This is a genomic window from Robertmurraya phoenicis, assembly GCF_047302285.1.
In the GTDB taxonomy this organism is placed as follows: Bacteria; Bacillota; Bacilli; order Bacillales; family Cytobacillaceae; genus Robertmurraya.
In genome coordinates, this window is record NZ_CP154845.1 from 3,018,149 (window position 1) to 3,044,791 (window position 26,643).

Annotated in this window: 27 protein-coding genes; 9 read left to right on the forward strand and 18 right to left on the reverse strand. The window is 37.3% G+C overall.

Annotated elements, in window-relative coordinates; all coding sequences use genetic code 11:
* Nucleotides 1-31: 31 nt before the first annotated feature.
* The 5 genes from ctaF to cyoE form a co-directional block, all read right to left on the reverse strand.
* Entirely contained in the window at nucleotides 32-364 is a 333-nt protein-coding gene (gene ctaF / locus AA0X71_RS15100) for a cytochrome c oxidase subunit IVB (protein ID WP_413356126.1), read from the reverse strand.
* Nucleotides 365-367: 3 nt separating this feature from the next.
* Nucleotides 368-997 carry a cytochrome (ubi)quinol oxidase subunit III gene (locus AA0X71_RS15105; protein ID WP_413356127.1) on the reverse strand — a complete coding sequence of 210 codons (630 nt, stop codon included), beginning with the start codon at nucleotides 995-997 and terminating at the stop codon, nucleotides 368-370.
* Nucleotides 997-2,868 carry a cytochrome c oxidase subunit I gene (gene ctaD, locus AA0X71_RS15110; RefSeq protein ID WP_413356128.1) on the reverse strand — a complete coding sequence of 624 codons (1,872 nt, stop codon included), beginning with the start codon at nucleotides 2,866-2,868 and terminating at the stop codon, nucleotides 997-999. Before ctaD ends, AA0X71_RS15105 begins: the two co-directional genes overlap by 1 nt.
* 99 nt (nucleotides 2,869-2,967) lie before the next feature.
* A complete protein-coding gene (gene coxB / locus AA0X71_RS15115; protein WP_413356129.1) occupies nucleotides 2,968-4,038 on the reverse strand; it encodes a cytochrome c oxidase subunit II in 1,071 nt (356 codons plus the stop codon).
* Between the two features lie 338 nt (nucleotides 4,039-4,376).
* Nucleotides 4,377-5,315 carry a heme o synthase gene (gene cyoE / locus AA0X71_RS15120; RefSeq protein WP_413356130.1) on the reverse strand — a complete coding sequence of 313 codons (939 nt, stop codon included), beginning with the start codon at nucleotides 5,313-5,315 and terminating at the stop codon, nucleotides 4,377-4,379.
* Between the two features lie 610 nt (nucleotides 5,316-5,925).
* Between cyoE and AA0X71_RS15125 the strand changes: the two genes are divergently transcribed.
* Complete coding sequence (locus AA0X71_RS15125; RefSeq protein WP_413356131.1) at nucleotides 5,926-6,876, forward strand: COX15/CtaA family protein; 951 nt, start codon at nucleotides 5,926-5,928, stop codon at nucleotides 6,874-6,876.
* Nucleotides 6,877-7,365: 489 nt separating this feature from the next.
* On the opposite strand, the gene AA0X71_RS15130 is transcribed toward AA0X71_RS15125, so the two are convergent.
* From AA0X71_RS15130 to AA0X71_RS15145, 4 genes are all read right to left on the reverse strand, one after another.
* Entirely contained in the window at nucleotides 7,366-8,601 is a 1,236-nt protein-coding gene (locus AA0X71_RS15130) for an IS110 family transposase (RefSeq protein ID WP_413356132.1), read from the reverse strand.
* Between the two features lie 359 nt (nucleotides 8,602-8,960).
* On the reverse strand, nucleotides 8,961-12,401 hold the full coding sequence (pyc, locus tag AA0X71_RS15135; RefSeq protein ID WP_413356133.1) for a pyruvate carboxylase: 3,441 nt from the start codon (nucleotides 12,399-12,401) through the stop codon (nucleotides 8,961-8,963).
* A 269-nt stretch (nucleotides 12,402-12,670) separates the two neighbouring features.
* Nucleotides 12,671-13,876, reverse strand: a complete 1,206-nt coding sequence (locus tag AA0X71_RS15140; RefSeq protein WP_413356134.1) for an FtsW/RodA/SpoVE family cell cycle protein — start codon at nucleotides 13,874-13,876, stop codon at nucleotides 12,671-12,673.
* Between the two features lie 183 nt (nucleotides 13,877-14,059).
* Nucleotides 14,060-14,341, reverse strand: a complete 282-nt coding sequence (locus AA0X71_RS15145; RefSeq protein WP_413356135.1) for a YlaN family protein — start codon at nucleotides 14,339-14,341, stop codon at nucleotides 14,060-14,062.
* A 178-nt stretch (nucleotides 14,342-14,519) separates the two neighbouring features.
* Here AA0X71_RS15145 and AA0X71_RS15150 point away from each other — a divergent pair, with 178 nt between their 5' ends.
* Nucleotides 14,520-15,017 (forward strand): peptidyl-prolyl cis-trans isomerase, encoded by a 498-nt coding sequence (locus AA0X71_RS15150; protein ID WP_413356136.1) that lies wholly within the window; start codon nucleotides 14,520-14,522, stop codon nucleotides 15,015-15,017.
* 49 nt (nucleotides 15,018-15,066) lie between these two features.
* On the opposite strand, the gene AA0X71_RS15155 is transcribed toward AA0X71_RS15150, so the two are convergent.
* Nucleotides 15,067-16,395 carry a PhoH family protein gene (locus AA0X71_RS15155; RefSeq protein ID WP_413356137.1) on the reverse strand — a complete coding sequence of 443 codons (1,329 nt, stop codon included), beginning with the start codon at nucleotides 16,393-16,395 and terminating at the stop codon, nucleotides 15,067-15,069.
* A 234-nt stretch (nucleotides 16,396-16,629) separates the two neighbouring features.
* Here AA0X71_RS15155 and AA0X71_RS15160 point away from each other — a divergent pair, with 234 nt between their 5' ends.
* The gene (locus AA0X71_RS15160) at nucleotides 16,630-17,229 is read left to right on the forward strand and encodes a YhcN/YlaJ family sporulation lipoprotein (protein ID WP_413362613.1); all 600 of its coding nucleotides are present in this window, start codon (nucleotides 16,630-16,632) and stop codon (nucleotides 17,227-17,229) included.
* A 29-nt stretch (nucleotides 17,230-17,258) separates the two neighbouring features.
* On the opposite strand, the gene AA0X71_RS15165 is transcribed toward AA0X71_RS15160, so the two are convergent.
* Nucleotides 17,259-17,714: a pyridoxamine 5'-phosphate oxidase family protein gene (locus tag AA0X71_RS15165; protein WP_413356138.1), complete on the reverse strand. Its 456-nt coding sequence runs from the start codon at nucleotides 17,712-17,714 to the stop codon at nucleotides 17,259-17,261.
* A 222-nt stretch (nucleotides 17,715-17,936) separates the two neighbouring features.
* Between AA0X71_RS15165 and AA0X71_RS15170 the strand changes: the two genes are divergently transcribed.
* Complete coding sequence (locus AA0X71_RS15170; RefSeq protein WP_413356139.1) at nucleotides 17,937-18,137, forward strand: YlaI family protein; 201 nt, start codon at nucleotides 17,937-17,939, stop codon at nucleotides 18,135-18,137.
* Between the two features lie 51 nt (nucleotides 18,138-18,188).
* Here the strand turns inward: AA0X71_RS15170 and AA0X71_RS15175 are convergent, their stop codons facing one another.
* From AA0X71_RS15175 to typA, 3 genes are read right to left on the reverse strand one after another with little or no spacing between them, the layout of a single operon-like run.
* Nucleotides 18,189-18,476 carry a hypothetical protein gene (locus tag AA0X71_RS15175; protein WP_413356140.1) on the reverse strand — a complete coding sequence of 96 codons (288 nt, stop codon included), beginning with the start codon at nucleotides 18,474-18,476 and terminating at the stop codon, nucleotides 18,189-18,191.
* 11 nt (nucleotides 18,477-18,487) lie between these two features.
* On the reverse strand, nucleotides 18,488-18,811 hold the full coding sequence (locus AA0X71_RS15180; protein WP_413356141.1) for a YlaH-like family protein: 324 nt from the start codon (nucleotides 18,809-18,811) through the stop codon (nucleotides 18,488-18,490).
* Between the two features lie 30 nt (nucleotides 18,812-18,841).
* Nucleotides 18,842-20,671 (reverse strand): translational GTPase TypA, encoded by a 1,830-nt coding sequence (gene typA / locus AA0X71_RS15185; RefSeq protein WP_413356142.1) that lies wholly within the window; start codon nucleotides 20,669-20,671, stop codon nucleotides 18,842-18,844.
* Between the two features lie 150 nt (nucleotides 20,672-20,821).
* On the opposite strand from typA, the gene AA0X71_RS15190 reads away from it, so the two are divergent.
* A complete protein-coding gene (locus AA0X71_RS15190; RefSeq protein ID WP_413356143.1) occupies nucleotides 20,822-20,992 on the forward strand; it encodes a YlaF family protein in 171 nt (56 codons plus the stop codon).
* Nucleotides 20,993-21,062: 70 nt separating this feature from the next.
* Here the strand turns inward: AA0X71_RS15190 and AA0X71_RS15195 are convergent, their stop codons facing one another.
* Both AA0X71_RS15195 and AA0X71_RS15200 read right to left on the reverse strand, forming a co-directional pair.
* On the reverse strand, nucleotides 21,063-21,860 hold the full coding sequence (locus AA0X71_RS15195; RefSeq protein ID WP_413356144.1) for an inositol monophosphatase family protein: 798 nt from the start codon (nucleotides 21,858-21,860) through the stop codon (nucleotides 21,063-21,065).
* Between the two features lie 218 nt (nucleotides 21,861-22,078).
* On the reverse strand, nucleotides 22,079-22,273 hold the full coding sequence (locus tag AA0X71_RS15200; protein WP_413356145.1) for a hypothetical protein: 195 nt from the start codon (nucleotides 22,271-22,273) through the stop codon (nucleotides 22,079-22,081).
* A 281-nt stretch (nucleotides 22,274-22,554) separates the two neighbouring features.
* Here AA0X71_RS15200 and AA0X71_RS15205 point away from each other — a divergent pair, with 281 nt between their 5' ends.
* Nucleotides 22,555-23,175, forward strand: a complete 621-nt coding sequence (locus tag AA0X71_RS15205) for a YktB family protein (RefSeq protein WP_413356146.1) — start codon at nucleotides 22,555-22,557, stop codon at nucleotides 23,173-23,175.
* Between the two features lie 70 nt (nucleotides 23,176-23,245).
* Here AA0X71_RS15205 and AA0X71_RS15210 read toward each other — a convergent pair whose 3' ends face one another.
* Nucleotides 23,246-23,515 (reverse strand): UPF0223 family protein, encoded by a 270-nt coding sequence (locus tag AA0X71_RS15210; RefSeq protein ID WP_413356147.1) that lies wholly within the window; start codon nucleotides 23,513-23,515, stop codon nucleotides 23,246-23,248.
* Between the two features lie 300 nt (nucleotides 23,516-23,815).
* On the opposite strand from AA0X71_RS15210, the gene AA0X71_RS15215 reads away from it, so the two are divergent.
* Nucleotides 23,816-25,285, forward strand: coding sequence for an aminotransferase class I/II-fold pyridoxal phosphate-dependent enzyme (locus AA0X71_RS15215; protein ID WP_413356148.1), 1,470 nt, complete (start codon nucleotides 23,816-23,818; stop codon nucleotides 25,283-25,285).
* A gap of 166 nt (nucleotides 25,286-25,451) precedes the next feature.
* A complete protein-coding gene (locus AA0X71_RS15220) occupies nucleotides 25,452-25,568 on the forward strand; it encodes a GapA-binding peptide SR1P (RefSeq protein ID WP_019152948.1) in 117 nt (38 codons plus the stop codon).
* A gap of 91 nt (nucleotides 25,569-25,659) precedes the next feature.
* Here the strand turns inward: AA0X71_RS15220 and AA0X71_RS15225 are convergent, their stop codons facing one another.
* Nucleotides 25,660-25,959, reverse strand: coding sequence for a DUF3055 domain-containing protein (locus tag AA0X71_RS15225; protein ID WP_413362615.1), 300 nt, complete (start codon nucleotides 25,957-25,959; stop codon nucleotides 25,660-25,662).
* 235 nt (nucleotides 25,960-26,194) lie between these two features.
* Between AA0X71_RS15225 and AA0X71_RS15230 the strand changes: the two genes are divergently transcribed.
* The gene (locus tag AA0X71_RS15230; RefSeq protein WP_413356149.1) at nucleotides 26,195-26,629 is read left to right on the forward strand and encodes a DUF1885 family protein; all 435 of its coding nucleotides are present in this window, start codon (nucleotides 26,195-26,197) and stop codon (nucleotides 26,627-26,629) included.
* Nucleotides 26,630-26,643 lie beyond the last annotated feature (14 nt).

Below are 26,643 nucleotides of genomic sequence, written 5' to 3' on the forward strand. Positions count from 1 at the left end.
TCGGCCTAATATAGCCGATTTTCAAGTAAACTTACCACCAAACAATTGTCATAAATGCAAGGACGGTAATTAATCCTACAAGCAAACCAGAGTACAAAAATAACGCTGGTGCTTCATGCCCTTTATGGCTCATATGCATGAAATAATAGAGCTGAAAAATAACTTGAATCGCTGCAAGTAACAGAATGAATGGAACAGTAAACCAACCGGTCATTCCGGAGCCGACTGCTACAAAGGCAACGATTGTGAAGAAAATCATCATGGCAAAGGTAATAACCTGATGTCTCATTTCCTCGGCATTCTTTTTACGACGATAAGCGATATCTACAGTCGCATTTCCCGTATTCGTCTGATTATTTTCCATAGTTTATCCCACCATTCCCATTAGATATACTACAGAGAAGATAAATACCCATACAACATCGATGAAATGCCAGTATAGACTAGCGATATAGAACTTTGGTGCATTGTATAGACTTAATCCTCTATTCGCATTTCGAACCATTAAGACAATAATCCATGATAACCCAAATACAACGTGCCCTCCATGAAAACCAACTAATGTGTAAAATGCTGAACCAAAAGCACTACTTGTAAATGTATGCTCATAGTGATGTACATAATGATAAAACTCATAAATTTCACAGCCAAGGAATCCAAGTCCAAGAAGGACCGTAACACCAAGCCATAACTGCATTTTCTTAAATTCAAAGTTTTTCATGTGATACATTGCATATACACTTGTTAGTGAACTTGTTAATAGAAGCATCGTCATTAAAAAGGCTAACGGTATTTCGAATAAATCCTTAGCTAAAGCATGATCTGGCCCTGGAACCTTATCCTTTAAGGCAAGATAAGTTGCGAAGAGAGAGGCAAACAGTACCGTCTCCCCCCCTAGAAATAACCAGAATCCAAGGAATTTATTCTTCGCTTCAAGGGTTTGCTTTTCAGGCGCCGCAGGCCATTTTTCAAGTGTCATTTTTTCTTCAGCGTGCATTATGCCTTAACCCCCTTATCATCATCTTCATCAATTAAGTCTTCCTTATGAATATGGAAGCCGTGGTCATCCTTCACAGAACGTAAGAACATAGAACCGAATGTAATCGCTAGACCGATAATTAAGACCGGTAATCCCCATGCATAGTCAAGTCGGTACATCGCTCCAAACGCTGCAACAAATAATCCGAATGAAATAACGAAAGGAATAAAAGATGCATTTGGCATGTGGATATCTCCTAATGGCTCTGCTGGAGTCATTCCTTTTTTCCCTTCCATCTTTTCAATCCAAAGTGGGTCTAAGCCACGGACTAATGGAAGCTGTTTAAAATTGTAAAATGGTGGTGGAGATGGGATTGCCCATTCAAGCGTTCTTCCATCACCCCATGGGTCATTACCCACTCTTTCATTTTTAACCGTTGTGATAATAATGTTAACAACTAACACAATCGTTGCAGCAGCCATAAAGAATGCGCCAACAGTACTTACAAAGTTCGCAGTTTCAAAGCCTTGCCCTTCAAGGAACGTAAAAATACGTCTAGGCATTCCCCAAAGACCTAAGAAATGTTGAATAAAGAAGGTTAAATGGAAACCAACAAAGAATAACCAGAAAGTGATTTTTCCTAATGTTTCATTTAACATCGTACCAAACATTTTTGGCCAGTAGAACGCTGTACCACCAAGGATAGCAAATACAACACCACCGACAATTACGTAGTGGAAGTGAGCGACAACAAAGTACGTATCATGGTACTGATAGTCAGCAGCAGCACTTGCTAGCATAACCCCTGTAACTCCCCCCATTAAGAATGAAGGAATAAAGGCTACTGCATAATGCATTGGAGTGGTAAACTTAATACTTCCTCCCCACATCGTAAAGAGCCAGTTAAATATCTTTATACCGGTTGGAACAGCAATAGCCATTGTTGCTACTGCGAAGATTGCATTGGCAATTGGTCCAAGTCCAACTGTAAACATATGGTGAGCCCAAACCATGAATCCTAAGAATCCAATTAAGACCGTTGCAAAAACCATGGATGAGTAACCAAAAAGTCTTTTTCTTGAGAAAACTGGAATAATTTCTGAAAAAATACCAAATGCAGGAAGTACCAGAATGTATACTTCAGGGTGCCCAAAAATCCAGAACAAGTGCTCCCAAATAACGGTGTTACCACCAGCAGCAGTTACAAAGAAATTGGAGCCAAATAGTCGATCAAACATTAATAAGAAAATCCCTACTGTTAATGGAGGGAATGCGAATAGAATTAATGCTGATGCCACAAATGTTGTCCAAGTGAATAAAGGCATACGCATATAAGTCATTCCCGGTGCGCGCATATTAATGATCGTTACGAGGAAGTTAATCCCGCCCATTAATGTACCAGCACCAGATATTTGTAAACCTAATAAGTAGAAATCAATTCCATGTCCCCCAGATTCAAGAGCAAGCGATGCATAAGACGTCCATCCAGCATCAGGAGCTCCTCCTAGAAACCATGATAGATTTAAGAATACTCCTCCAAAGAAGAATAACCAAAATCCAAGTGCATTAATGAAAGGAAACGCAACATCACGAGCACCTATTTGTAACGGCATAACCGCATTCATAAACCCAAATAACAATGGCATTGCTGCCAAGAAAATCATCGTTGTACCATGCATCGTTAATATTTGATTAAAAAGACCAGCACTTACGAAATCGCTATTCGGCACTGCTAGCTGAATTCGGATAAACATCGCTTCGAGACCACCGACAACAAAAAAGAATCCTCCGGCTATAAAATACAGGATTGCAATTTTCTTGTGGTCAACGGTTGTTAAATAGTCCCAAATTGTTGCTCCGAACCCCTTTTTCTGAGCGTACGTACTCACAATTTTACCTCCCTTTGAAAACTAATCCCCTAGCTATACAAAGAATATAATTAAGGTCATATATCGTTGTAATTTGTCATTTACAGTAAGTAAATACGGTTATTCCTCTACTTTTAAGCTCATTAAATAAGCAGTTAAAGCATCGATTTGCTTAGGTGTTAAATCTCCGTAAGTTTTACTCATTTTGTTTCCTGGCTTCACTGTTTCAGGGTCAGCCAACCATTTTTTGATATTCGCTTCGCTATTTTCTAAAATTCCCGCTACATATGCACGCTCACCAAAATTAGTTAAATTCGGCGCAATACGAGCTGCTTCTGGTGTATCATTTCCTGGTGTAACAGCATGACAGCTAATACAGCTTTCATTGAAAAGCGATTGACCTTCTCGCGCAAGAGCAACTTCTGTTTCAGCAGGTTCTTCAATTGCTTGCATGGAAGCAACCCATTGATCGAATTGGTCACTAGGAAGTGCTCTTACTTTAAAGTCCATTAATGCATGAGATGGACCACAAAGCTCTGCACATTTTCCATAGAATAGCTCTCCAGCTTTTTCAGCACCTTCAGAATCAAAATTCAACCAGAATTTATTAATGTTATCAGTGTTCGTATCCATCTTTCCTCCAATCGATGGAATCCAGAATGAATGCTTCACATCAGAGGCTTTCAAGTTAAAATAAACCTTTTCATCTGTTGGTACAACTAGTTCCTGACTTGTTACGATCTTTTGATTTGGATATTCAAACTCCCACCAATAAAGATTTGCACGAACATTTATAACAAGTGCATCTGTTTCGCCTTCTTCATTAACCTCGTCCATTGCGGACACATCCGCAAGTCTGAATGTTTCCACTACCGTTGGGACAGCCAAAACAAGTAATAATAAAATTGGAATAACAGTCCAGATAATTTCTAATTTATGACTACCTTCCACTTGCTTAGGAATTTGTTCATCTTTCCGCTTAAAACGGAAAACAACAACTAAAAAGATGATTGTTACGATCGCAATTACCCCAACCATTATGATCGTACTTAATTTCATCAGCTCATATTGACTTTGAGCAACCTCACCAGCCGGTTGAAGCGTTGATAAATACGGTTTGCCACAACCAGAAAGAATGAGCGCCACAAACGCTAATAATGAGAACAGACGCCATTTTGCTAGCTTTTTCATAGCTTGAACATACCCCTCTTTCATATAAAAAATATTTGAATTTGGATGAGAAAATTTCACAAAGTCTAATCATCGTTTGAAAACGAATACGATTCCAATGGAATGTCAAGAATTCCATAAACACTTCATGCTAAAATCAATGCCTTTTTTGGAAGTCGTTGTCATCAGCAGGTGCTTTATGAAATTAACTCTCTTGAAAAATATTTATAGATAAATCCCCTTTACTTAATACGTAAAGAAAAATTCTCCCAATAATTGGTTGTTGCTTTGGTGTCTACTTAATTTTCACTAAAACTGAAACAGTAATTCTTATGTAAGAAACTAATAATGAAAAAAATCTACACAAGTGTGACAATTACCATAGCTACAAACATAATAGTCATATATTGTAATGAGTATACAAACATAGACTTGGCCCACTTGATGTCATCCTTTTTCCGATAACCGTTTATTCCAATGAATAGCCAGCCTATATTTAATAGGGTAGCTAGTATTAAAAAAGGTATACCTAAGGAAGTTAATAAAAACGGTACTGGAAATAATATGATGACCCAAGCTAGTATATGTTTCTTTGTCACATCAAAACCTTTAATCACTGGAAGCATTGGAATACCTGCTGCCCTATATTCTTCAACTCTTCTCATTGCTAATGCATAAAAATGAGGAGGTTGCCAAGCAAACATAATTAAAAATAAGCTCCAAGCAATCATATCGAGACTTGGATCAATGGCTGCCCATCCAATTAATGGGGGAACAGCTCCTGAAATACTTCCTACTATCGTGTTGGAAACAAATTTTCTTTTACTCCACATCGTATATAAAAATACATAGCTTACAATACCGACAATTCCAATCAGTGTGGCTGTAAACGTTGTCAGTAAAAGAAAGATAATACCGACTGCGACAAAACCTACTCCCAACAACAAGGTTGTTGTCCCACTGACCTTTCCAGTGACGGTTGGTCTTGACTTAGTTCGTTCCATTAAAGGATCGATATCTCGATCATAGAAATTATTAATGGCACAAGAACCTGCAATAATGAGAGCGGAACCCGCTAACGTATAGAAAATAATGTCAAGACTGGCTAAAAAACTCGTGTTCGTAAAATAAAGCGCTAGCCAAAGGCCAGTAAAGGTAGTAATCATATTGGAATTGACAATTCCAACTTTGATTAGAGCTAAAAAATCTTTCCAAGCATTTGTCTTCGGCACAGTTCCTTGTATACCTTGTTCACCATTAGGTGATGGCATTTCACTTAAAGCCCTCAAATCACTCATTTTTCTTCCTCCTAAAAAACCTATCACAAATAAAGCGTTTAGAAACTCGACTACATCACTATATTTGCAACGGAAACGAGGCTACTCTGCAAATTTTTTTCAGGATAATTTTTTCACTATTGACACAGTGTTAATGTTATTAAATATCGTTATTATATAAGGCTTTCTGTCTCTTTTATTAAACCATATTTTAGCATGATCTGTGAACATTTTTTGAATATTTTTTGGCTTTTTTGTGAACTTTGAATAAAACTTCATATTTTCTCTGTTGTTTTCTTACGATAACAATAATACATTCTCCAAAAGTACCATGATCATATATGTATAGGAATGAATCTTGACTTAAATATCTTCACAAAAAAATATAATGAGCTTGCGATCTTTTTTAAGCGAAATGAACTCTTATATATTTCTAGCAAACTCTTATACATTTTGCAACCTTTTTACTATAATAATGTTGATAAATTCATATACCATTGTAAATTCCATTTTTTTTGTGTACTATCAAAAAAGCGGTATAAAAAAATGGGAAAATCTATTCTATTGATAAAATATTCGTGATATGGTTTACAGGATGACAAATTGATTTTTTTAAAGTAGGTGTATTATATTGAGAAAGTCACTAAAATGGTTTGCTGTGCTCACGACAATCGGAATGTTATTAATTCTTCTTGGCGGGGCACTAGTGACTAAAACAGAATCAGGGATGGGCTGTGGGCGGTCATGGCCATTATGTAATGGTCAACTCATTCCTACTGATATAACGATAGAGTTGGTCATCGAACTAGCACACAGAGTGGTATCTGGAGCAGTCGGTTTGATGGTACTTATTTTGTCTTATTGGTCCTGGAAAGCAATTGGACATATACGAGAGACGAAATTCCTCTCTTTACTTTCTTTCTCCTTTCTAGTGCTACAGGGCTTAATCGGTGCAGGAGCTGTCATTTGGGGGCAATCTGATTTCATTCTAGCGATTCATTTTGGCGTCTCCCTCATATCATTTGCAGCAGTATTTCTACTAACGCTATTGATTTTTGAAGTAGATAAGAAATTTGAAGCAGACAAGCTTATTTTAGATAGTAGAATGCGTAAGCATATTATTGGAGTTACATTATACAGCTTTGTTGTTGTCTATACGGGAGCATTAGTGAGGCATGTAAATGCGAGCTTAGTATGTAGAGATTGGCCATTGTGCATTAACTCGGAACCTAATATCCCTAACTCCTTTCACGAATGGGTGCAAATGGGCCATCGTTTTGCAGCAGGCCTTATCTTCATTTGGATTGCCTATATCACCTATCTAGCAATTAAACATTATAAACATCAAAAAGTTGTGTATTGGGGCTGGATCGTAGCATTTACCCTTGTTTCTCTTCAAGTAACATCGGGGGCACTAGTTGTCTTAACAAGATTGAATTTATTTATTGCTCTTTCACACGCATTTTTTATTTCCTGTCTTTTCGGTGTCTTAAGCTATTTTATTCTTTTAACATCAAGAAGCAAGAAGAATGAAATCTTATTAAAACAAAAAGACACCATTACGATTAATCCTGAACAATAAAACATACTGGAACATAACTAGCTTCTAATAAAGAGAAAGGTGAATCCTGAGGGTACTCGAATTCACCTTTCTCTATTTTTGTCTGTTCATTTAGCCATTAACGCAAGCCCATCGATTTTCCTCGTACAAAAAAATCGAGTGAAACGCCAATTAGCTTTCAAGAATCCAATCGATTTTCGCTTTGTCTAAAAAGACCCTATTTTGCTCCAATCATCTCTCGCCCTTAAGCGGAATTTTTCCTGTTATTTCCTCAACGGAGTCCCTTTTAGGAGAAATAACGGAAGATTTTCCGCTTATGGAGGGCAAAAGCGTTTATTTTGGCATTTTTTCAGGGAATAGCAGGAAATTTTCCTGTTATTTCGGCTCTTTTTCACGATGGTTGCTCATTAAGCGGAATTTATACGAAAATTGATGCTGGTTGCTCAAAAAAAGCAAAAAAAGACCCCCTAAGGTCTAAAATTGTACTTTTTAAAAATGGGTTATAGGCAGCTAGCTGGTTTGTACTTGCTCTAACTGTATCGCATAACCCATTTTTTCTATTTGTTTTTTTAATTGTTCTAACGTTCTTTCTTTCTTATTTGGTAAATAATGCGTGCCTAATTCACTGTACTCTACTTTATCTGATAAGATGTGATAAATGATGCGAAGGTAGAGATGAGCGGTTGCGATAGCTGCTTTCTTTTCCCCTTGTCGTCGCTTTACTCGATGAAAGAACGCTGTGATTCTACAATCTTTTTTTCTATTTATTGCCCAAACGGATTGACAAAGCATCGCTTTTAAATGCTTGTTCCCTTTACGGGACTTCGATTTTTTTTTTACACCTGCACTTTCGTTATTTCCTGGACATATTCCAGCCCATGAAGCTAGATGGGCTTCTGTTTCAAATAGCTCCATGTTGGTTCCGATTTCTGCAATGATGCACGCCGCGACATCAGTATTAATGCCAGGAATCGTATCCAGGAGTTCAACTTCTTCTTCGTATGGTTTCAGTAGTTCTTGAATGGATTTCTCAAGATGTGTCACTTGTTCTTCTAAAAAAATGATGGTGTTCATGTGCATACGGATCATTTCTCGATGATGCAATCGTACCTTTCCATTTAAAGCATCTAGTAATTGAGGAACCTTTTTCTTCAGTTTTGTTTTAACCAAGGATCGTACTTGTTCTTCGTCTAGCACTTCGCCATTCATTAGTTTTTCTAGAAGAGCCCGTCCAGAAACGCCAAACAAATCAGAAACGAACGTAGTTAGTTTGATGTTGGCATCTTGTAATAACTTGTGAATACGATTCTTTTCGGATGTAATCATATGGACAAGTTTTTGACGATAGCGCGTTCGGTCTCGTAAATCTCGAATCTCCTGAGTTGGTACCATGCTCGCTTGAACGAGACCACATCGATGCAGTTGAGCGATCCATTGAGCATCCTTGATATCAGTCTTACGCCCTGGCATATTTTTAATGTGAGCTGGATTGGCAAGCGTGAGTTGACAAGATGATTCAAGAATGTTCCATACCGATTTCCAATAAACACCGGTACTTTCCATAGCTACCTCCGTACATTTGTGTTCTGCTAACCAATCTTGCAGTTGAAGTAACTCAGGAGTTGTGGTTCCAAAATTCTTGATTAACGGCTTAGGTTTTCGATCTAATGGACTGTTCAAAATACAAGCCGTAATCGATTCTTGATGAACATCTAAACCAGCACAACATTTTCGAATAGCATCCATGAAGATTCCTCTTTTCATTAATAGACTCACAGATTATACACTTTTAAGTAGTTGTAGTTTTATACACGTGCTCGAGGCAACAATCGGCGGTACTCGTAAGTGCAATAGGCCGGATTTTTCCTCGGGTTTAAAAACTCCAATATTCCGACGGCCTTTAATCTGTTACTAATAGTCTAGACAAAAAAATGGAAATATAATTCATTCGTGTGCTGTACACCATACCAATTTTCATATCTCGCGGTGACCATTAGGTCATGTTTGATTTTTCCTGTTATTCTTTCATAGCGATCCGCCAACTGCGAGGGAATTTATACACTCCAAACTACCATCGACTTTTTGACCTAGCATTTTTATGCTTCTTATTTCGTTAACTCGATCAATAAGTCTCCGGTCTGTATCGCTTCCCCATTGGAAACAAAAATATCCTTTACAATACCCGAAAATGGAGCCTGTACAGTCGTTTCCATTTTCATTGCTTCTGTAATCATGAGATGATCTCCTCTTTCGACCTTCTCCCCTTTTTCAACGATCACCTTAATCACTGTGCCAGGCATCGAAGCAGCAATATGTTGTTCATTTTTAGGATCAGCCTTTACCTTAGATGCAACCGTTGATTTAATACTTTCATCCTTAACGATTACCTCACGCGGCTGTCCGTTCAACTCAAAGTAAACGACTCTTGTACCATCTGGTTGCGGTTGTCCAATTGATACTAATTTGACGATTAATGTCTTTCCTTTTTCAATTTCGACTTCAATCTCTTCACCAAGTCTCATTCCATAAAGGAAAGTAGGCGTATCTAATACGGAAACATCGCCAAATTTCTCTACCGTTCCCATATATTCTTTAAATACCTTTGGATATAGGGCATGCGCGATCGCTTCAAAGCTTGTTACAGGTCTTCCAAGTTCTTTATTTAGATCAGCCTTGATGGCATCAAAATCGACCGGCTCTAATAATTCACCAGGACGAACGACAATCGGTTCCTTTCCTTTCAAGATGACTCGTTGTAATTCTTTCGGAAATCCACCAGTTGGCTGACCGAGATATCCTTCAAATAATTCTACAACAGAGTCTGGGAAATCGAGGCTTTCCCCTTTTGCAAGTACATCCTCTTCAGTTAGTTCATTTTGAACCATGTATAACGCCATATCGCCAACCACTTTTGAAGAAGGTGTAACTTTTACGATATCTCCAAACATTTGGTTAACACGGGCATACATTTCCTTTACTTCATCCCATCTTTCACCTAAACCGACCGCTTTAGCCTGTTGCTGGAGGTTACTATATTGCCCACCAGGCATTTCATGCTGATAAATTTCCGTATGTGGAGCCATCATACCACTTTCAAAATCTTGATAGTATTTACGAACATCCTCCCAATAATGGGATAACTGTTCCAAGGCAGCGATATCAACATCTGGCTTCCGATTCGTCCCTTCAAGGGCATAGTACAATGAATTGGCACTTGGCTGAGACGTTAAGCCTGCCATCGTACTTAAGGCCACATCGACGATATCCACTCCAGCTTCAATCGCCTTTGCATAAGTAAATATTCCATTTCCACTTGTGTCATGCGTATGAAGATGGATTGGAATATCAACTGTTTCCTTCAATTCAGAAATCAATGTGTAAGCCGCCTGTGGTTTCAAGAGGCCTGCCATATCTTTAATTCCAAGAATATGCGCTCCTTGTTGTTCCAATTCCTTCGCTAAGCTCTTATAGTAATTTATATCATATTTTTTTCTAGAAGGGTCTGATATATCTCCTGTGTAGCAAATAGAAGCTTCTGCAATTTTCCCAGTTTGTCTAACCGCATCAATTGCTACTTCCATTCCTTTAACCCAGTTTAAGCTATCAAAGATGCGAAAAACGTCAATTCCTGCATATGCAGATTTCTCGACAAATTCTCGGATGACATTATCTGGATAATTTTTGTAACCTACCGCATTTGAAGCTCTTAAAAGCATTTGCAACAATACATTTGGGACTTGCTTTCTTATTGTTAAAAGTCTTTCCCATGGATCTTCTTTTAAGAAACGATAAGCGACATCAAAGGTTGCCCCGCCCCACATTTCAAAACTGAACATGTCTGGTAGAAGCTTTGCTGTCGGCTCAGCGATATGTTTAATATCCGTTGTTCGAACACGAGTAGCTAATAAGGATTGATGAGCATCTCGGAACGTCGTATCTGTTAGTAACACTTTCTCCTGCTTTTTGACCCAATCAACAAGACCTTCTGCACCTTTTTCATCTAAAATTTGCTTTGTTCCACTTTGATATGGAGTTGTTAACTTAAGCTTTGGTATTCTTGGTTTTTCAAAAACTGGGCGCTTTTTCTTTTCTACCCCTGGGAAACCGTTAACCGTCACGTTTGCTATATATGTAAGCATTTTTGTACCCCGGTCCTTGCTCACAGGAAACAAAAACAGTTCTGGCGTCTTATCGAGAAAGGAAGTATCATATTCACCTGAACGGAATTTTTTGTGTTTCACTACATTCACTAGAAATGGAATATTCGTTTTAATTCCACGAATCCGAAATTCTTGCAGATTTCTCACCATTTTTGATGCTGCATGCTCAAAAGTCATGGCATGTGTCGATAGTTTCACAAGTAAAGAATCGTAAAATGGAGTAATAATCGCTCCTGCAAAGCCATTCCCTGCATCTAAACGTACGCCAAATCCCCCACCGGAGCGATAAGCATTAATTCTCCCAGTGTCAGGCATAAAGTTATTTAACGGATCTTCTGTCGTAACACGAGACTGAATCGCATAGCCATGGATTTTAATATCCTTTTGTTCTGGGATAGCAACGATTTCAGAATGAAGTGAATGACCTTCTGCAACTAATATTTGTGACTGAACAATATCAATACCCGTGATCATTTCTGTAATCGTATGCTCTACTTGAACACGTGGATTGACTTCAATAAAGAAGAATTCATCGTTTGCTACTAAAAACTCAACAGTTCCAGCATTTAAGTAATGAACATTTTTCATTAAGTGGACAGCTGCATCACAAATTTCTTCCCTTAATGAATTGGAAATACTAACACATGGGGCAACTTCAACCACTTTCTGATGCCGACGTTGTACTGAGCAGTCACGCTCATACAAATGGACAATATTGCCGACTTCATCTCCTATAATTTGAACCTCGATATGCTTCGGATTCTCAATAAATCTCTCCACATAGACTTCATCATTTCCGAATGCAGCTTTTGCTTCTGACTTTGCCCGATCATAGGCTTGTTCAACTTCTTCTAGGCTTTTAACAATCCGCATTCCGCGGCCACCACCGCCAAGAGATGCTTTAATAATAATCGGAAAACCATACTTTTCTCCAAATTCAATAACCTCAGCCACATTAGAAACAGGTCCATCGCTTCCAGGAATAACAGGAATTTGAGCCTTTTGTGCTTGTGTACGTGCTTTTACCTTGTCCCCAAACATATCCAAATGCTGAGATTTTGGTCCAACAAAAATAATGCCTTCTTCCTCACATCTTCTAGCAAAATGGATATTTTCTGATAAGAAACCATATCCAGGATGAATGGCATCTACATCACTAGCCTTTGCAATTTCAATAATTCCATCTATATCGAGATATGCATCAATTGGTTTTTTTCCCTCACCAACGAGATATGCTTCATCTGCTTTGTAACGGTGGAATGAACCTGAATCTTCTTTCGAGTAAATAGCCACGGTACGAATATTTAATTCCGTACATGCACGGAACACTCGAATGGCAATTTCTCCTCTATTTGCAACTAAAACCTTGTTAATCTTTTTCACCATTAGAACACCTCATTTTTACGATATTTTTTCTCTGAACGTCTTAACCATCATGCATTTTATAGCATACTAGCAATATATATTATCGTGGTATATTTGGCCTTTAATAAAAAATGTGACCAATGTTGCAATTGTGAAAATATATAAAATTTTATTATTTTATTCTACTATAGGTATACTGTTTTTCACAACGATAGAAAAAAAAAACAAGCCGAAAACTTGTCTTTTTTCATCACAAATCGGTCATAATTCACGCGGCCCATTCTCAACTATTACGCCTTAAACCCTCTATTTTTACTAGAAGGCACTACTTGGATTTCATTTGTATCCTTTGATTTATACTTATCTTCATAATTTACAAACATGGAGACATTAACTAAAATCCCCATTGCTATGGATAGCTGTATTAACGATGAGCCGCCATAGCTGACAAATGGAAGTGGAATCCCCATTAGAGGGAATATTCCTGAAATCCCTGCCAAATTAATAAAAGTTTGAATCCCAATCATACTGGCTATACCGATCGCCAGTAGACTTCCAAATGGATCTTTTCCTTTCAATCCAATAAAGATCCCCTTTAAAACGATGTAACTTAAAGACAAGAGGACAAATCCAACTCCAAATACTCCTAGTTCCTCAGAAATGACGGCCATAATGAAGTCGGTATGTGGTTCTGGTAAATACCCTAGTTTCTGAATACTTTGCCCTAAACCAAGGCCATCAATTCCTCCCCCTCCAATTGCATAGAAAGAATTGATTAAATGATAGCCACTTTCTTCCGCAACACCTTCAGCAAATGGATCTAACAGGACTTTAAATCTATCTAGACGTGTTTCAGAGAAAATTTTATCACTTAGGAACAGAACGAGCGGAATGGACATGACTCCACCTAGAGCACCTAGCTTAAGGATACTTTTAAAATTCATTCCAGATGAAATGATGATCGTTCCCGATATTAAAAGAATGATTGCAACGGTCCCATAATCTGGCTGTTCCGCAATCAAAAAGGAAACGAGGATGATAAATACTAACGGAGGAAGTACTCCTTTATTAAATTGATTTATGTACTGTTGTTTTTTGGCGTATACAGCAGCCAAATAAACGATCACGGCCACTTTTACAAATTCAGATGGTTGTAGTCGAATAGGCCCAAATTCAAACCAACTTCGGGCATTCCCAGCAATCGTACCAAATTTTAATACTCCTATTAATGAAATGAGTGAAAGTAAGAAGATTGGAACTAATACCTTGTTATTAAGATAGAGCTTGTACGGAACAATAGCAAAAAATAAAAACACGACTAGTCCGCCAAGTAAAAATATTCTTTGTCTTATGAAAAAATGATCACTCTCAAAACCATATCTTTGAATCGCTGTTACCATACTTGCACTATAGACCATAACAAGACCAAATATAGATAGTAATATAACGACAATTATGAGTGAATAATCGTATGATTTAAGTACTTTCTTTAGCATACAATCCTTCCTTATCTCCATTATTCTATTAAACATTCATTCAAAATTTTAGTAAATGAATAAAGCGATATGTAAAAAAACTCAAACGATCCTACCGTAACGTTTGAGTTTTTTATTTAGTCTATTTCGTGTAGATACACGTTTTTCCTACCGCTTCATATAAAACAAAGAAGGAATGACTATTTATTTTTTTTGTGAAGCTTCATGCAGAGCTGAAAGTTCTCTTTCTAATTCATCTAGAATAGCTTTTCCTACTCTATCCTCCACTAAACCGAGGCGAACGGCAAAATCTATTTCTCGAGATAGCCCAAACATTTGCGTATCCAACACCTCTTCATACAAAGGGCATTGTGGCATTGTTAGATTATCCATTTGCACTTTAATGAGCTTCAATATTTTATCAGCATCAGCCTTTAACAGGGCATTTGCCTTTTCACGATGATCGATTATCATTTCTGACGCCAACTTGATCCCCCCGTTTCCGAGCGATTATCCTTCTATAAATTCTAACCTTATAAGAGGAAAAATGCAAGTAGATTAAGATAGACACCGCATTTTCCTACGAACATTCAAAAAAACTGAAAATATGACATATTCATTTATTATCAGTATAATGACTATGTAAGCACAGAGGGGGGATATAATGGAATCAATCGTTATGTTATCTGGCAATGTAAAATATACTATTACGTTAGATCCTAGTGTTTGGATTTTTGATGATAGACGCAAAGACTTACATACTTATTTCCACGAGCAACAAGAAGAACTGGATACGCTTGAGGAATATACGAAGGAAGTCTCCAAACATTGGGATCGAGAAATTATAGAAGGTGCTGTTGTACCTCCTACTTTGAAAACAGAAAAAAAGTACTTAAAGGAAGAGCTTTTAACTGGTACTTTTTGTATTCCATTTAAACCATTTTTGAAGAACGCAGAAGTTAGTGAGAATGCTAAAACTCTCATGATTGAAACAATTGATGGAACGGTCACAATTCCTTTAACAGAAGCAGAGAAAATGGTTCTTGGATTCTCAAAGGATGGGAAACCACTTAAAGAGGATGGACCAATCCATTGCTATTATGGAGATGGTTCAAACTATGAAAACCCAATAAAGAACGTCGTATCATTTCGGGTGGAATGATAAAAGACGATGTCCTGTTCATGCATTAGGACATCGTCTTTTATTTGTTTTAAAGTAAATCTGCCGCTAGCTGTGCAAGTCCTGATCTTTCCCCTTTGAAGAGTTTTACGTGACCTGCTATCGGCTCATTTTTAAATTTCTCAACAACATATGTAAGACCGTTGTTGTACGCATCTAAATACGGATGATCAATTTGTTCTGGATCTCCCATTAACACAATTTTACTTCTGTCCCCTACCCTTGTCAGTATTGTTTTCACTTCATGCTTTGTAAGATTTTGGGCCTCATCGATGATGATGAATTGATCAGGAATACTTCTTCCACGAATATAGGTTAGAGCCTCTACCTCAATTGAACCCATACCAGCTAGAATGGCATCCAATTCCCCAGGCTTTTTAACATTAAATAAAAATTCTAGGTTGTCATAAATCGGTTGCATCCATGGACGAAGTTTTTCTTCCTTTTCTCCAGGTAAAAAGCCCAAATCCTTTCCAACAGGGACGATCGGTCTTGCAACTAGCAATTTTTTGTAATCTCCATAGTCCTCTGTCTGCATCAACCCTGCCGCTAAAGCTAATAATGTTTTTCCAGTGCCTGCTTTTCCAATTAACGTGACCAAAGGGACGTCTTTTCTCAGTAAGAGTTCAATTGCCATTGTTTGTTGCGCATTGCGCGAACGAATGCCCCAAATGTGATCATGGTCAAAAATAAGCTTTTTTACGTAAGTCCCGGTTTGATCAACCATTCCAATAGCAGAAGTGGAGGAGCCTAGTGTGTCCTTCATCAGTAAAAACTGATTTGGGTAGAGAGATATATTCCCAAGTTCTGAAAGAGGAAGCTCCTTTTTCTCATAAAAGCTATTCAAAACAGTGATGTCCACAAATTGTTCGACGATCCCTGTATAAATATGGTCATTTTCGATTACCCGATCACTTAGAAAGTCTTCTGAATAAAGGCCAATCGCGTCTGCTTTTACTCTGACAAGTGCATCTTTGCTAACTAAAATGACTCGCTTTCCATCTAATTTCGTTTCTTCTTCTAGAGATAAATTTTTCGCAACCGCCAATATGCGGTTATCATTTGTTTTTTCCACAAAAATATCCTGAAGCTGATGAAATGAGCGATGATTCAACTCAATTCGTAAAGCACCGCCATTTTCAAGAGGTATTTTTTCATGTAGCTTACCGGCTTGTCTTAAGCCGTCAATGAGTCTTGATACTTGTCTCGCATTCCTTCCAATCTCATCCATATTGCGTTTTTTTGAGTCCACTTCTTCGAGTACAACTGCTGGAATAACCACTTCATTGTCTTCAAATGAAAATATGGAATATGGGTCTTGCAACAAGACATTTGTATCTAACACATAAATTTTTGTCAAGTCTATGCCTCCTGCTCCTCATAGGTCTTTTTTTAGGCTTTAATCTTTTTAGCAACCTGTTTGCATAAGCCAACCGTTGGATAGGTAGAACTTTGTAAAATATATGTTTTCTCGCATAAAGATAGAAGAAATTTTGCACAATAATCATAATGATTCCTTTTTCAGGTTGAATCACATGGAGAACTAGTACATCAATCTTATGACTTTCAAATCATCTAGGAGGTGCCATTCATGATGAAAAAAGGGGTTATCATGATCATTCTATTACTCCTAATCTCAGGTTGTGGAGCAAATCGAAACGATGCAAACGAACCGAATAACGGGCAACAACAGGCACTTAATGTTAAAAACTCTACGATCCAAAATGTAGACCGCAAAAGTGGTCAAGAGATCTCTCAACATCTTGTCGACTTAGCTTCAAGTATCCCAAATGTAAATGATGCCACTGCCGTTGTACTTGGAAATTATGCCGTTGTCGGCATTGACGTCAATGAAGATCTCGAACGTTCTGAAGTGGGCTCCATTAAATATTCTGTAGCAGAGAGCCTGAAAAAAGATCCTCATGGTGCACGTGCCGTTGTGGTAGCCGACCCAGATATGACAGCAAGAATTAGAGAAATTGCCGATGATATACGAGATGGCAAACCGGTTCAAGGGATTTTTAATGAACTTGCTGATATTTCTGGAAGACTAATGCCTGAGATCCCTGCCGATATGGTCGAGCCAGATACGAAAGAAAACACAGTCGATAAACCAAAAGATAAGTTAAACAATAAACAAACTGATCAATTAGAAGAAAACCAGGAAGAACAATCGAACCATCATTTAGATTAATCATGAAAGAGCTTAGCCCTCAATTGCGGCTAAGCTCTTTTCATCTCATCCATGACTTGACGGTCTAATCGTAATGCAGCATCAAGATCATAGGTTTTATCATATTGTGGCTCTACAATTATTTTTGAGCCGTAGAACATTACATCCCTGACTTCTAAAACATTAATCATCGCTAAAGCTAACTTCAGCGGTACATTTTCCATTGTATCTACCACAAGAAGCGCTTCTCCACTAATGGAATAAGTACTTTCATTGACGATCACATTAAGTACGACCTGATTGTTTTCTTGAATATTTTGCACAATTCTAGAACGACTATCGACAGCAAAGAAGATCGTATTTTCGTCTTTTGCATAAACCCATGAAATTGCATTAACGTTTGGTCCACCTGTCTCATAATCAACAGTCGCTATTGTCACAAAGCGTTCTTTTTTCAATTCATCAAGCAATGGTTTGATTAAAATGGGCTCCACTTGATTGGCCATTCCTATCCCCTCCTACCGTTCCATTCCAATATTATATTATATCCATGTTATCATAAATCTTAATTGAAATATGTTAAAAAACATACATTTGATAATGAATTTTGTAAAAGCTTGCTCTTCTTATTCATCACAGTTCATCTAGAAGATAAGACATTTGCTTCTGAGAATGGTATACTAGGAACATTGAAACACTGCCGTCTAGTAAAATGAAGAGGTGTAATCATGAGAGTAAAATGCGTAATTTGTGACCAAATAGAATCCATTGAGGATCATTCTGTCCAAGCAAAGAAATTAAGAAATCGTCCTATCCATACATTTATGTGCAAACCTTGTGAAACAAGAATTACAGAACGAACAAATGAAAGGATTGCGACTGGAAACTTCAAACTATACCGGTCCAATAATGAAGAGGACGATTGGTGAATCGACTTAACTGCATGAAAAACTCCGCTCAAAATCTTGAGCGGAGTTTTTTTATTGTGGATAGTTGCGATATTTTTCTGGTTGTTGATTAATTTGATTTAACATCACATCAATTAATTCTCGGGGAAATCTCTGCTTTTTTCTTTCACCCTGCTGCTCAAAGTGTACATAATACATGTCTTCATCTTGAGAAACCTCAATATTAGAAAGAAAATGCTTTTCTAATAAAATGTCATAGAACATTTTTTCGGTCTCAACAGCAGCCGTATCATCTGGTCGTGCATCAATGACGACTTTAATCGTTAACCAATTATAGATTGCATCTTGTATTGAATCCATACGCTTCCCCTTTACGCTTCATTTCCATGTTCTCGATGTTTTCTTTCCTGATGTAAGCGGATTTTATATATGATTAAAATTAACGCTGCTACAACAAGACCCTCTGCAATCGGTAAAAAGACTGCAAAAAAGGTTAAAATTGTACATCCAAACACTAAGAAAGCATAAATAATAATGTTTTGTAACAAAGGTAGCTTTCTTGCAAATCCTAATTTGAATACGATCACACACAGAATGATGACCGTTATATAAAGAAGCCACATTCCTAATTTAGGGTTATCATCGACTTTGAACAGTGCAGCGAAAAAAGTCAAGCGTTCAGTAATATCCAACATTCTCCATTACTCCCCTTTAACGTACAGCTTTTAAACAGTTTTCTTCTTCTTCGTTACTCTTTCTCTTTCACCTTTATCAAGGATCTTTTTGCGAAGTCTGATTGATTCAGGTGTAATTTCACAATACTCATCATCATTTAAATACTCTAAAGATTCTTCCAATGTCATAATACGAGGTTTCTTCATGACGTTTGTTTGGTCTTTAGTAGCTGAACGAACATTTGTAGCATGCTTTACTTTCGTAATATTAACGGTAATGTCGTTTTCTCTATTATGTTCCCCAACGATCATACCTTCATAAATTTCTGTTCCTGCATCAACAAAGATAACTCCACGATCTTCAACTTGCATAATTCCATAAGTTGACGTTTTACCTGTTTCCATAGAAACAAGAACACCTTGACGACGTCCTCCAACTTGACCTTGAGCCATTGGTTGGTAGCTATCAAAGGTATGGTTGATGATTCCAAAACCACGCGTTAAAGTTAAAAATTCAGTTGTGTAACCGATTAGTCCACGTGCCGGTACCATGAAAATCAGACGAACTTGTCCTGAACCATTATTGATCATATCGAGCATTTCCCCTTTACGGGCACCCATTGACTCCATAATAGATCCTGTGTTCTCTTCAGGTACATCTATTTGCACACGCTCTACAGGCTCACAACGAACACCATCAATTACTTTTACAATAACTTCTGGTTTACTTACCTGTAACTCGTAACCTTCACGGCGCATATTTTCAATTAAGATTGATAAATGCAATTCGCCTCGTCCGGAAACAATCCAAGCATCTGGAGATTCTGTATTTTCAACACGCAAACTTACATCAGTTTGAAGCTGGGCACGAAGGCGCTCCTCAACTTTTCTAGCTGTGATGTACTTACCTTCTCTACCAGCAAATGGACTGTTATTGACTAAGAACGTCATTTGTAGAGTAGGTTCATCAATTCTTAGAACTGGTAACGCTTCTTGATGTTCAACCGGACAAACGGTCTCACCTACATTTATGTCTTCCATTCCAGAAACTGCCACTAAATCTCCTGCAATCGCTTCCTGTACTTCCTCTCTCTTCAATCCAAAGAAACCGAAGATTTTGGTAACACGGAATTGCTTAACAGATCCGTCAAGCTTCATTAAAGCAACTTGTTGTCCAACTTTCATTGTACCACGGAAAACACGACCAATTCCAATTCTTCCAACGTAGTCATTATAATCAAGTAATGCTACTTGAAATTGAAGAGGTTCTTCTCTGTTATCAATTGGCGCCGGAATATGATCAACGACTGTATCGTATAATACCTGCATGTTTTCATCTTGTTTTTCTGGATCTAAGCTTGCAGTACCATTAATAGCTGAAGCATAAACTACAGGGAATTCCAACTGATCTTCGTTTGCGTCCAATTCAATGAATAAATCTAATACTTCATCGATAACCTCTTTTGGACGAGCAAAATCTCGGTCGATTTTATTAACTACAACAATTGGTGTTAAATTTTGTTCTAACGCTTTCTTCAACACAAAACGAGTTTGTGGCATACAGCCTTCATAAGCATCAACGACTAATAAAACACCATCAACCATTTTCATGATACGTTCCACTTCACCACCAAAGTCTGCGTGGCCTGGAGTATCTAGAATATTGATTCTTGTATCTTTATATTGAATCGCAGTATTTTTCGCCAAAATCGTGATTCCACGTTCTCTTTCAATATCGTTAGAATCCATCGCACGTTCTTCTACATGCTCATTTGTACGAAATGTGCCCGATTGTTTTAATAATTGATCCACAAGGGTCGTTTTCCCATGGTCAACGTGTGCAATGATCGCAATGTTGCGAATATCTTCTCTTATCTTCAAAAATTCCACTCCTACCTTTATTCAATCTTGATTATATTCTTATTCTGTAGCCTAACTGAAATATTATAACACAAACAATGTAGAAACCTATACGCTTTTTATGTTAAATTATATGAAGATTAAAAAAGCGCTTAAACAGGGGGAACTTAAGTGAGTAAAATTAAATGGCCATTCTTATTTTTAGCAATAGTTGCTGTTGCATGTATGAGTGGGGTAGGTATTGCCATTAGCTATCGAAGCATAATAGGAACGGTTCTATCCTTACTTGCATTCGTAGTTGTCATGGGCTTTGGCTTTGTTTTAAAAAGAAAAATATTGTAAAACGAAAAAAGCTGAGTTGATCGGAAATCATCATCCCTGTCAACTCAAGCTTTTCTTTTTAGTAATCTAATTACCATTCTTTATTATTTAAGTACTTTTTCATAATCACATCATGAAGTCCTGGCTTGGAAATAAAAATTGAATTTTCCTCAAGGAGCTGAATCGGTTCTCCTTTAAGTGTGCTTGCCACCCCTCCAACCTCTTCAATGAGTACTAAGCCTCCTGCAAAGTCCCACGGTGAAAGTCGTAAAGTCACATATGCATCTAGTCTTCCCACCGCCACTTGTGCAATTTCTATCGCAGCTGAACCGTAAGATCTAGTCCCGCGAGCATCCCTAACTAACGTTCCTAAAATAGATGGGTCAATTCTTCTGTTTGGCGTTACCCAAGTTGCATTTATGCCAATGATCGCTTCAGAAACTGAGACCTCTCCTAATTGACTTAATCGTACATCATTCACAAATGCTCCTTGACCTTTAATCGCATGGTAAAGCTCATCATGAACAACATCGTAGATAAGTCCTATTTTCCCAACACCATCTTCGTAAATTCCAATTGAAATGGCAAAATTTCTTTGTTGATGCACAAAGTTCATCGTTCCATCGATTGGATCAATGATCCATACGACTCCAGTTAACTCTTCTAATACGTCACCATTGCCTTCCTCACCTAAAACCTTATGTTCCGGAAACTTTTCTTTTATTTTTGATATAAAAAAGCGCTCCGTATCTTTATCCATATTGGTTACAAGGTCATTTGCGTTCGATTTTGTTTCTATATTAAGAGTCGTTTGGAAAGATTCCTTAATTCTCTTCCCTGCCTCTTTAATCCAACTTGATGCACTTTCAAAAATGACGTTATTATTCACCTAAATCGCTTCCCATCCTCGTTATTTAGTTCTATTCATTAGCGTACTGGAAATATGTATATCGTTCAACTAATTATACTTTTCCCATCCTATTCAAAATCATCACTTACTCACAGTCCAAAAAAATAAAAACGAACACCTACTATTTTAATAGGAGTTCGTTTTAACTCGAATTCAATTCAATTCTTCTAACCATTTTTGCAGTTCCCCTTGCTACATTATAGAGCCTTTAAACGTAAAAGTTCTGCTCTAATTCTTTCAAGCTTTTGCTTGCATTTTTCCTTTTGTGATTCATTGTTTTCAGCCATAGCATCGAACAATGTTAATAGTTCGTAATCCATTTCCAGCTTTAAGACGGCTTTTCTTTCCTTTTCTAGATCTCTCTTTTTTAACGTATTCATCAATTGTTTCATCAAACAGACACTCCTTTCAAAGTTTTTTTAGCTAACCACTGATGACGGCGAAACTCGCTTCAAAACTTCATTCGTAGGATAATTCTGACTTTTTATAATATATTATGAGGATTTGATTTGGGATGCAACTAATTTGTGTTATTGCCTAATTTTGACGAATTTCGACTGAGACCCTACTACTTTCTAGATTTTGTTTTCATTCCTCCAAGAATAAGGCTTGATGTTTTCTGTTTTTTCGTGATTATGCTACAATATTTGACAAAGGATAGAGGAGGGAAAGCATGAATTATACTGGTTTTACTAATACTGACTTTGATGTGTTTAAAATAGATGGATTTGAAGAAAGAATGGATGCTCTAAAGGAAAATATTAGACCCAAGCTCGAAGCACTTGGTCACCATTTTGCTCCAACACTTTCTACTTTAACCGGTACAGAAATGTATGCCCATGTCGCTAAACATGCACGGAGAACGGTCAACCCACCAAAGGATACGTGGGTGGCATTTGCCAGCAACTCACGGGGATACAAGATGTTACCTCATTTTCAAATTGGCTTATGGGAAACGCATGTCTTTGTTTGGTTTGCGGTTATTTATGAAGCGCCTAATAAAGCTGAATTTGGAAAAACATTGGAGAAAAAATTAAATACACTCTATAAAAATACTCCAAAAGACTTTGTTTGGTCGGGGGATCATACAAAACCTGATGTTCTACTACATAAGGATTTGAAAAAAGAAGATTTAAAAGCGTTGTTTGAACGGTTACAAACTGTTAAGAAAGCCGAAATTCTATGCGGTTATCAGTTTCCTAGAGAAGATGTTGTGAAGATGTCGGCTGACGGTTTTGTTGAAAAAGTTGATCAATTGTTTAATCAATTATTACCCTTATATAAATTGGCTTAAACGTAAGCGATTGCCCAATTTAAAGGAACTCATCTAAAAAGGTGCCCCCAAATTATGGGGACACCTTTTTTTACATTTTAATAAATTGACCTGATTCACTTTCCTTTGCTTTCTTGATCGTACGATACGATGAATAGCCACTTATTTCTTCAAATTCACCGCATACCTTTTTTTCCTCTGCCTTACTCGGAACAATTTCCTTGAATCTTCGATATGACGCCATTAAAACATCCCGATCGATTCCTTTTTCATAAGCTGCTTCGATATTCTCAAAAAACTTAATCACGTCTACAATCTCTTCAGTTGACCAATGATAGTCAATAGGATATTGATATTCCATATTTCCATCCGCTCACTTTCCTTAACTAAAAGTGATTTTAACGTCTCATCTGAATAAAATCAAATCTTTTCCCCTTTTTCCGCGCTAGTTTTTCATGAATTAATCCAATCAATTTACAGTTATTTTCTTTTTTAACGGTTATTTTCATGTTTCCTTCGAAAACTAACGCTAAAGCGCTAAATTTTCTTTTCAGTGGTGTCGATTAATGCTATAATTCATTTGTTTTCCTTAAAAAGATAAGGATTCCAACATAGAAATTGAAAAAATACTTACATTCTAATAAAGAGGTGTGGAAATACTTTGTCACAAAACGAAACACCGTTATTTAACGGCTTACTAGAGCACGCAAAAAAAAATCCAATCCAGTTCCATATTCCCGGTCACAAAAAAGGGGTCGGAATGGATCCGGATTTTCGAGAATTTATCGGGGACAATGCACTCTCAATTGATTTAATTAATATAGGACCACTTGATGATTTACATGCTCCAAAAGGGATCATTAAACAAGCTCAAGATTTGGCGGCTGAAGCTTTCGGAGCAGATTACACGTTTTTCTCCGTACAAGGAACAAGCGGTGCTATCATGACAATGGTTATGACCGTTTGTGGACCTGGAGATAAAATCATTGTTCCACGTAATGTACATAAATCGGTTATGTCTGCGATCGTCTTTTCCGGTGCGATTCCAATCTTTATCCATCCAGAAGTTGATGAAGAACTAGGGATCTCCCATGGGATTACAAACGACTCTGTCGAAAAAGCATTAGAGCAACACCCAGATGCAAAAGGAGTACTCGTTATCAATCCAACCTATTTCGGAATTTCTGCTGATTTAAAAAGGATTGTTGAGATCGCCCATTCTTATGATATACCCGTCTTAGTCGATGAAGCCCATGGAGTCCACATTCATTTTCATGAGAAGCTTCCTATGTCCGCAATGCAGGCTGGTGCAGATATGGCGGCAACAAGTGTTCATAAATTAGGTGGTTCCATGACCCAAAGCTCTATTTTAAACGTTAGAGAAGGGCTAGTTTCTCCCAAAAGAGTGCAAACGATTTTAAGTATGTTAACAACAACTTCGACATCTTATTTGTTACTCGCATCCTTAGACGTCGCTCGTAAACAATTAGCTGTTAAAGGGCATGATTTAATTGAACAAACGATTAATTTAGCTCAGTATATGCGCCAGGAGGTCAATCAAATCGAGCATTTACATTGTATCGGTGAAGAAATACTTGGCTCAAAAGCAACCTTTGATTATGATCCGACAAAACTGATTATTTCAGTTAAAGAGCTTGGAATCACAGGTTATGAGGTCGAGAAATGGCTTAGGGGAATGTATAATATTGAAGTAGAGTTATCTGACCTTTATAACATTCTTTGTATCGTCACCCCTGGGGACACGAAACGAGAAGCGGATATTTTATTAGAGGCACTTAGGGAACTCTCAAAATATCGTATGACGAAACCTGAGCAACCAGAAAGCAAAGTTCTCTTACCAGATATCCCTTTGCTTGCGCTAACGCCTCGAGATGCTTTTTATGCTGAGACAGAGCTCGTTCCTTTTGATGAATCAGAAGGTCGAATTATCGCAGAATTTATTATGGTATACCCTCCTGGAATCCCAATCTTTATTCCTGGAGAAATTATAACGAAAGATAATCTCCTCTATATTAAGAAAAATATTGAAGTTGGCCTACCTGTGCAAGGTCCAGAGAACTTTGATGCAAGAATGCTCAGGGTGATAAAAGAACATAGAGCTATTCAATAAAAATCGGCAAATCGCCGATTTTTTTATTTTTCATCATTTTTCTTTAATGTGTTATACAATTTACTCTTGAATTATTAATAATGTTATATTATTATTTAATTAACGGTTATTAAACGCTTTCAATTTTTAACAAATTTAACTATATTAATAAAAAGGAGACTGGAAAATGGGTACAATCGTTTGCCAAACATGTGAATCTACTGTTGATCATTTCGAGGATGAAAAGGTGACTGTTCTGTACGCCAAGTGTAACTGCTGTGAGTCTTCAGACGAAAAAAAATAATTTCTACTCTCTTTTTTATGATGGAGCATACCTATAAATTACAGGCATGCTCTTTTTTTACGTCAAAAAAAAGACCTAATTAGGTCTCCTATTATTCGTACTGGGGTTCAAACGGCATATGTGGTATAGCTGTTCTGAAAAATTCAATCAAATCTATTGCTTGCTGTTCATCCTGAATCCGAAATGACTGTTGAATATAATCAATATCATTGAGGTCCTTAGTATCGAGGAGTGTGGAGCGGCCAGTTTGCATACATACTATTAAAGGTTTTCCAAAGAACTGGTTCGTATAGACGATCCCAAAATCGTAGCGTGTTGATTCTGTTGTAAAACCAATAAACCGAACTTTCGCATTCTCACTCTCATCATATAGCTTGTCGAATAATTCCATCATGGACATTCTCCTCCTTTAGTTTCAATATTTTTAATTTTATTATAATTGATGGAATTATAGAAAACTACGACATTTCCAAACTGTCATAATATCGTCAACTGTCATCTTAAAAAATCGTAGCTTCAGGGCGAATTATTTTTCCCTCACTCTGTTGTCACTTATCTGAAAACTTTGCTAGAATAGAAGTGAAATATGATGAACTTTATCTTTGGGAAAATTAGGGGGATGGAACATGTCTAGTCATGCATACATAAGACTCGTGCCTGTATCAGAGAAGGAAAGCGTTACCACCGATGAAATAATCGAACTATTAAATTATTATAAAAATATTACTGATAAAACAGGGGAGCAACTCAAATGGGAATATGAAGAGGCAGCATTTCCATATGAGATTATTGAAAAACCTGAAGGAAAAGGAAAATGGTTTTATCTTAAGTCTGAAGAGCCTAATTATAATATTATATTATTGGGTGTCGACCGTGAGACCATTGTACGAGAAGACGAAACAGAATATGAACAAACGTATATTCAAATGACCTTACCTGAAACCGCTACTTTTGGAGATAAAGGGAAAGCAAATGAATTCTGTAAATTTCTAGCGAAGAAGCTGAAAGGGGAATTACAGCTATTTAATGGTCGTGTTATGTACTTTTATCCAAGAAAATAAGAGGCAATGTCAAA

Excerpts from the sequence above, each read along its gene's own strand:
- ctaF (WP_413356126.1), bottom strand. The coding sequence starts at position 364 with ATGGAAAATAATCAGACGAATACGGGAAATGCGACTGTAGATATCGCT.
- AA0X71_RS15105 (WP_413356127.1), bottom strand. The coding sequence starts at position 997 with ATGCACGCTGAAGAAAAAATGACACTTGAAAAATGGCCTGCGGCGCCT.
- coxB (WP_413356129.1), bottom strand. The coding sequence starts at position 4,038 with ATGAAAAAGCTAGCAAAATGGCGTCTGTTCTCATTATTAGCGTTTGTG.
- cyoE (WP_413356130.1), bottom strand. The coding sequence starts at position 5,315 with ATGAGTGATTTGAGGGCTTTAAGTGAAATGCCATCACCTAATGGTGAA.
- AA0X71_RS15130 (WP_413356132.1), bottom strand. The coding sequence starts at position 8,601 with ATGGATGCTATTCGAAAATGTTGTGCTGGTTTAGATGTTCATCAAGAA.
- pyc (WP_413356133.1), bottom strand. The coding sequence starts at position 12,401 with ATGGTGAAAAAGATTAACAAGGTTTTAGTTGCAAATAGAGGAGAAATT.
- AA0X71_RS15140 (WP_413356134.1), bottom strand. The coding sequence starts at position 13,876 with ATGCTAAAGAAAGTACTTAAATCATACGATTATTCACTCATAATTGTC.
- AA0X71_RS15150 (WP_413356136.1), top strand. The coding sequence starts at position 14,520 with ATGGAATCAATCGTTATGTTATCTGGCAATGTAAAATATACTATTACG.
- AA0X71_RS15160 (WP_413362613.1), top strand. The coding sequence starts at position 16,630 with ATGAAAAAAGGGGTTATCATGATCATTCTATTACTCCTAATCTCAGGT.
- AA0X71_RS15165 (WP_413356138.1), bottom strand. The coding sequence starts at position 17,714 with ATGGCCAATCAAGTGGAGCCCATTTTAATCAAACCATTGCTTGATGAA.
- AA0X71_RS15170 (WP_413356139.1), top strand. The coding sequence starts at position 17,937 with ATGAGAGTAAAATGCGTAATTTGTGACCAAATAGAATCCATTGAGGAT.
- AA0X71_RS15175 (WP_413356140.1), bottom strand. The coding sequence starts at position 18,476 with ATGGATTCAATACAAGATGCAATCTATAATTGGTTAACGATTAAAGTC.
- AA0X71_RS15180 (WP_413356141.1), bottom strand. The coding sequence starts at position 18,811 with ATGTTGGATATTACTGAACGCTTGACTTTTTTCGCTGCACTGTTCAAA.
- AA0X71_RS15200 (WP_413356145.1), bottom strand. The coding sequence starts at position 22,273 with ATGAAACAATTGATGAATACGTTAAAAAAGAGAGATCTAGAAAAGGAA.
- AA0X71_RS15205 (WP_413356146.1), top strand. The coding sequence starts at position 22,555 with ATGAATTATACTGGTTTTACTAATACTGACTTTGATGTGTTTAAAATA.
- AA0X71_RS15210 (WP_413356147.1), bottom strand. The coding sequence starts at position 23,515 with ATGGAATATCAATATCCTATTGACTATCATTGGTCAACTGAAGAGATT.
- AA0X71_RS15220 (WP_019152948.1), top strand. The coding sequence starts at position 25,452 with ATGGGTACAATCGTTTGCCAAACATGTGAATCTACTGTTGATCATTTC.
- AA0X71_RS15225 (WP_413362615.1), bottom strand. The coding sequence starts at position 25,959 with ATGGAATTATTCGACAAGCTATATGATGAGAGTGAGAATGCGAAAGTT.
- AA0X71_RS15230 (WP_413356149.1), top strand. The coding sequence starts at position 26,195 with ATGTCTAGTCATGCATACATAAGACTCGTGCCTGTATCAGAGAAGGAA.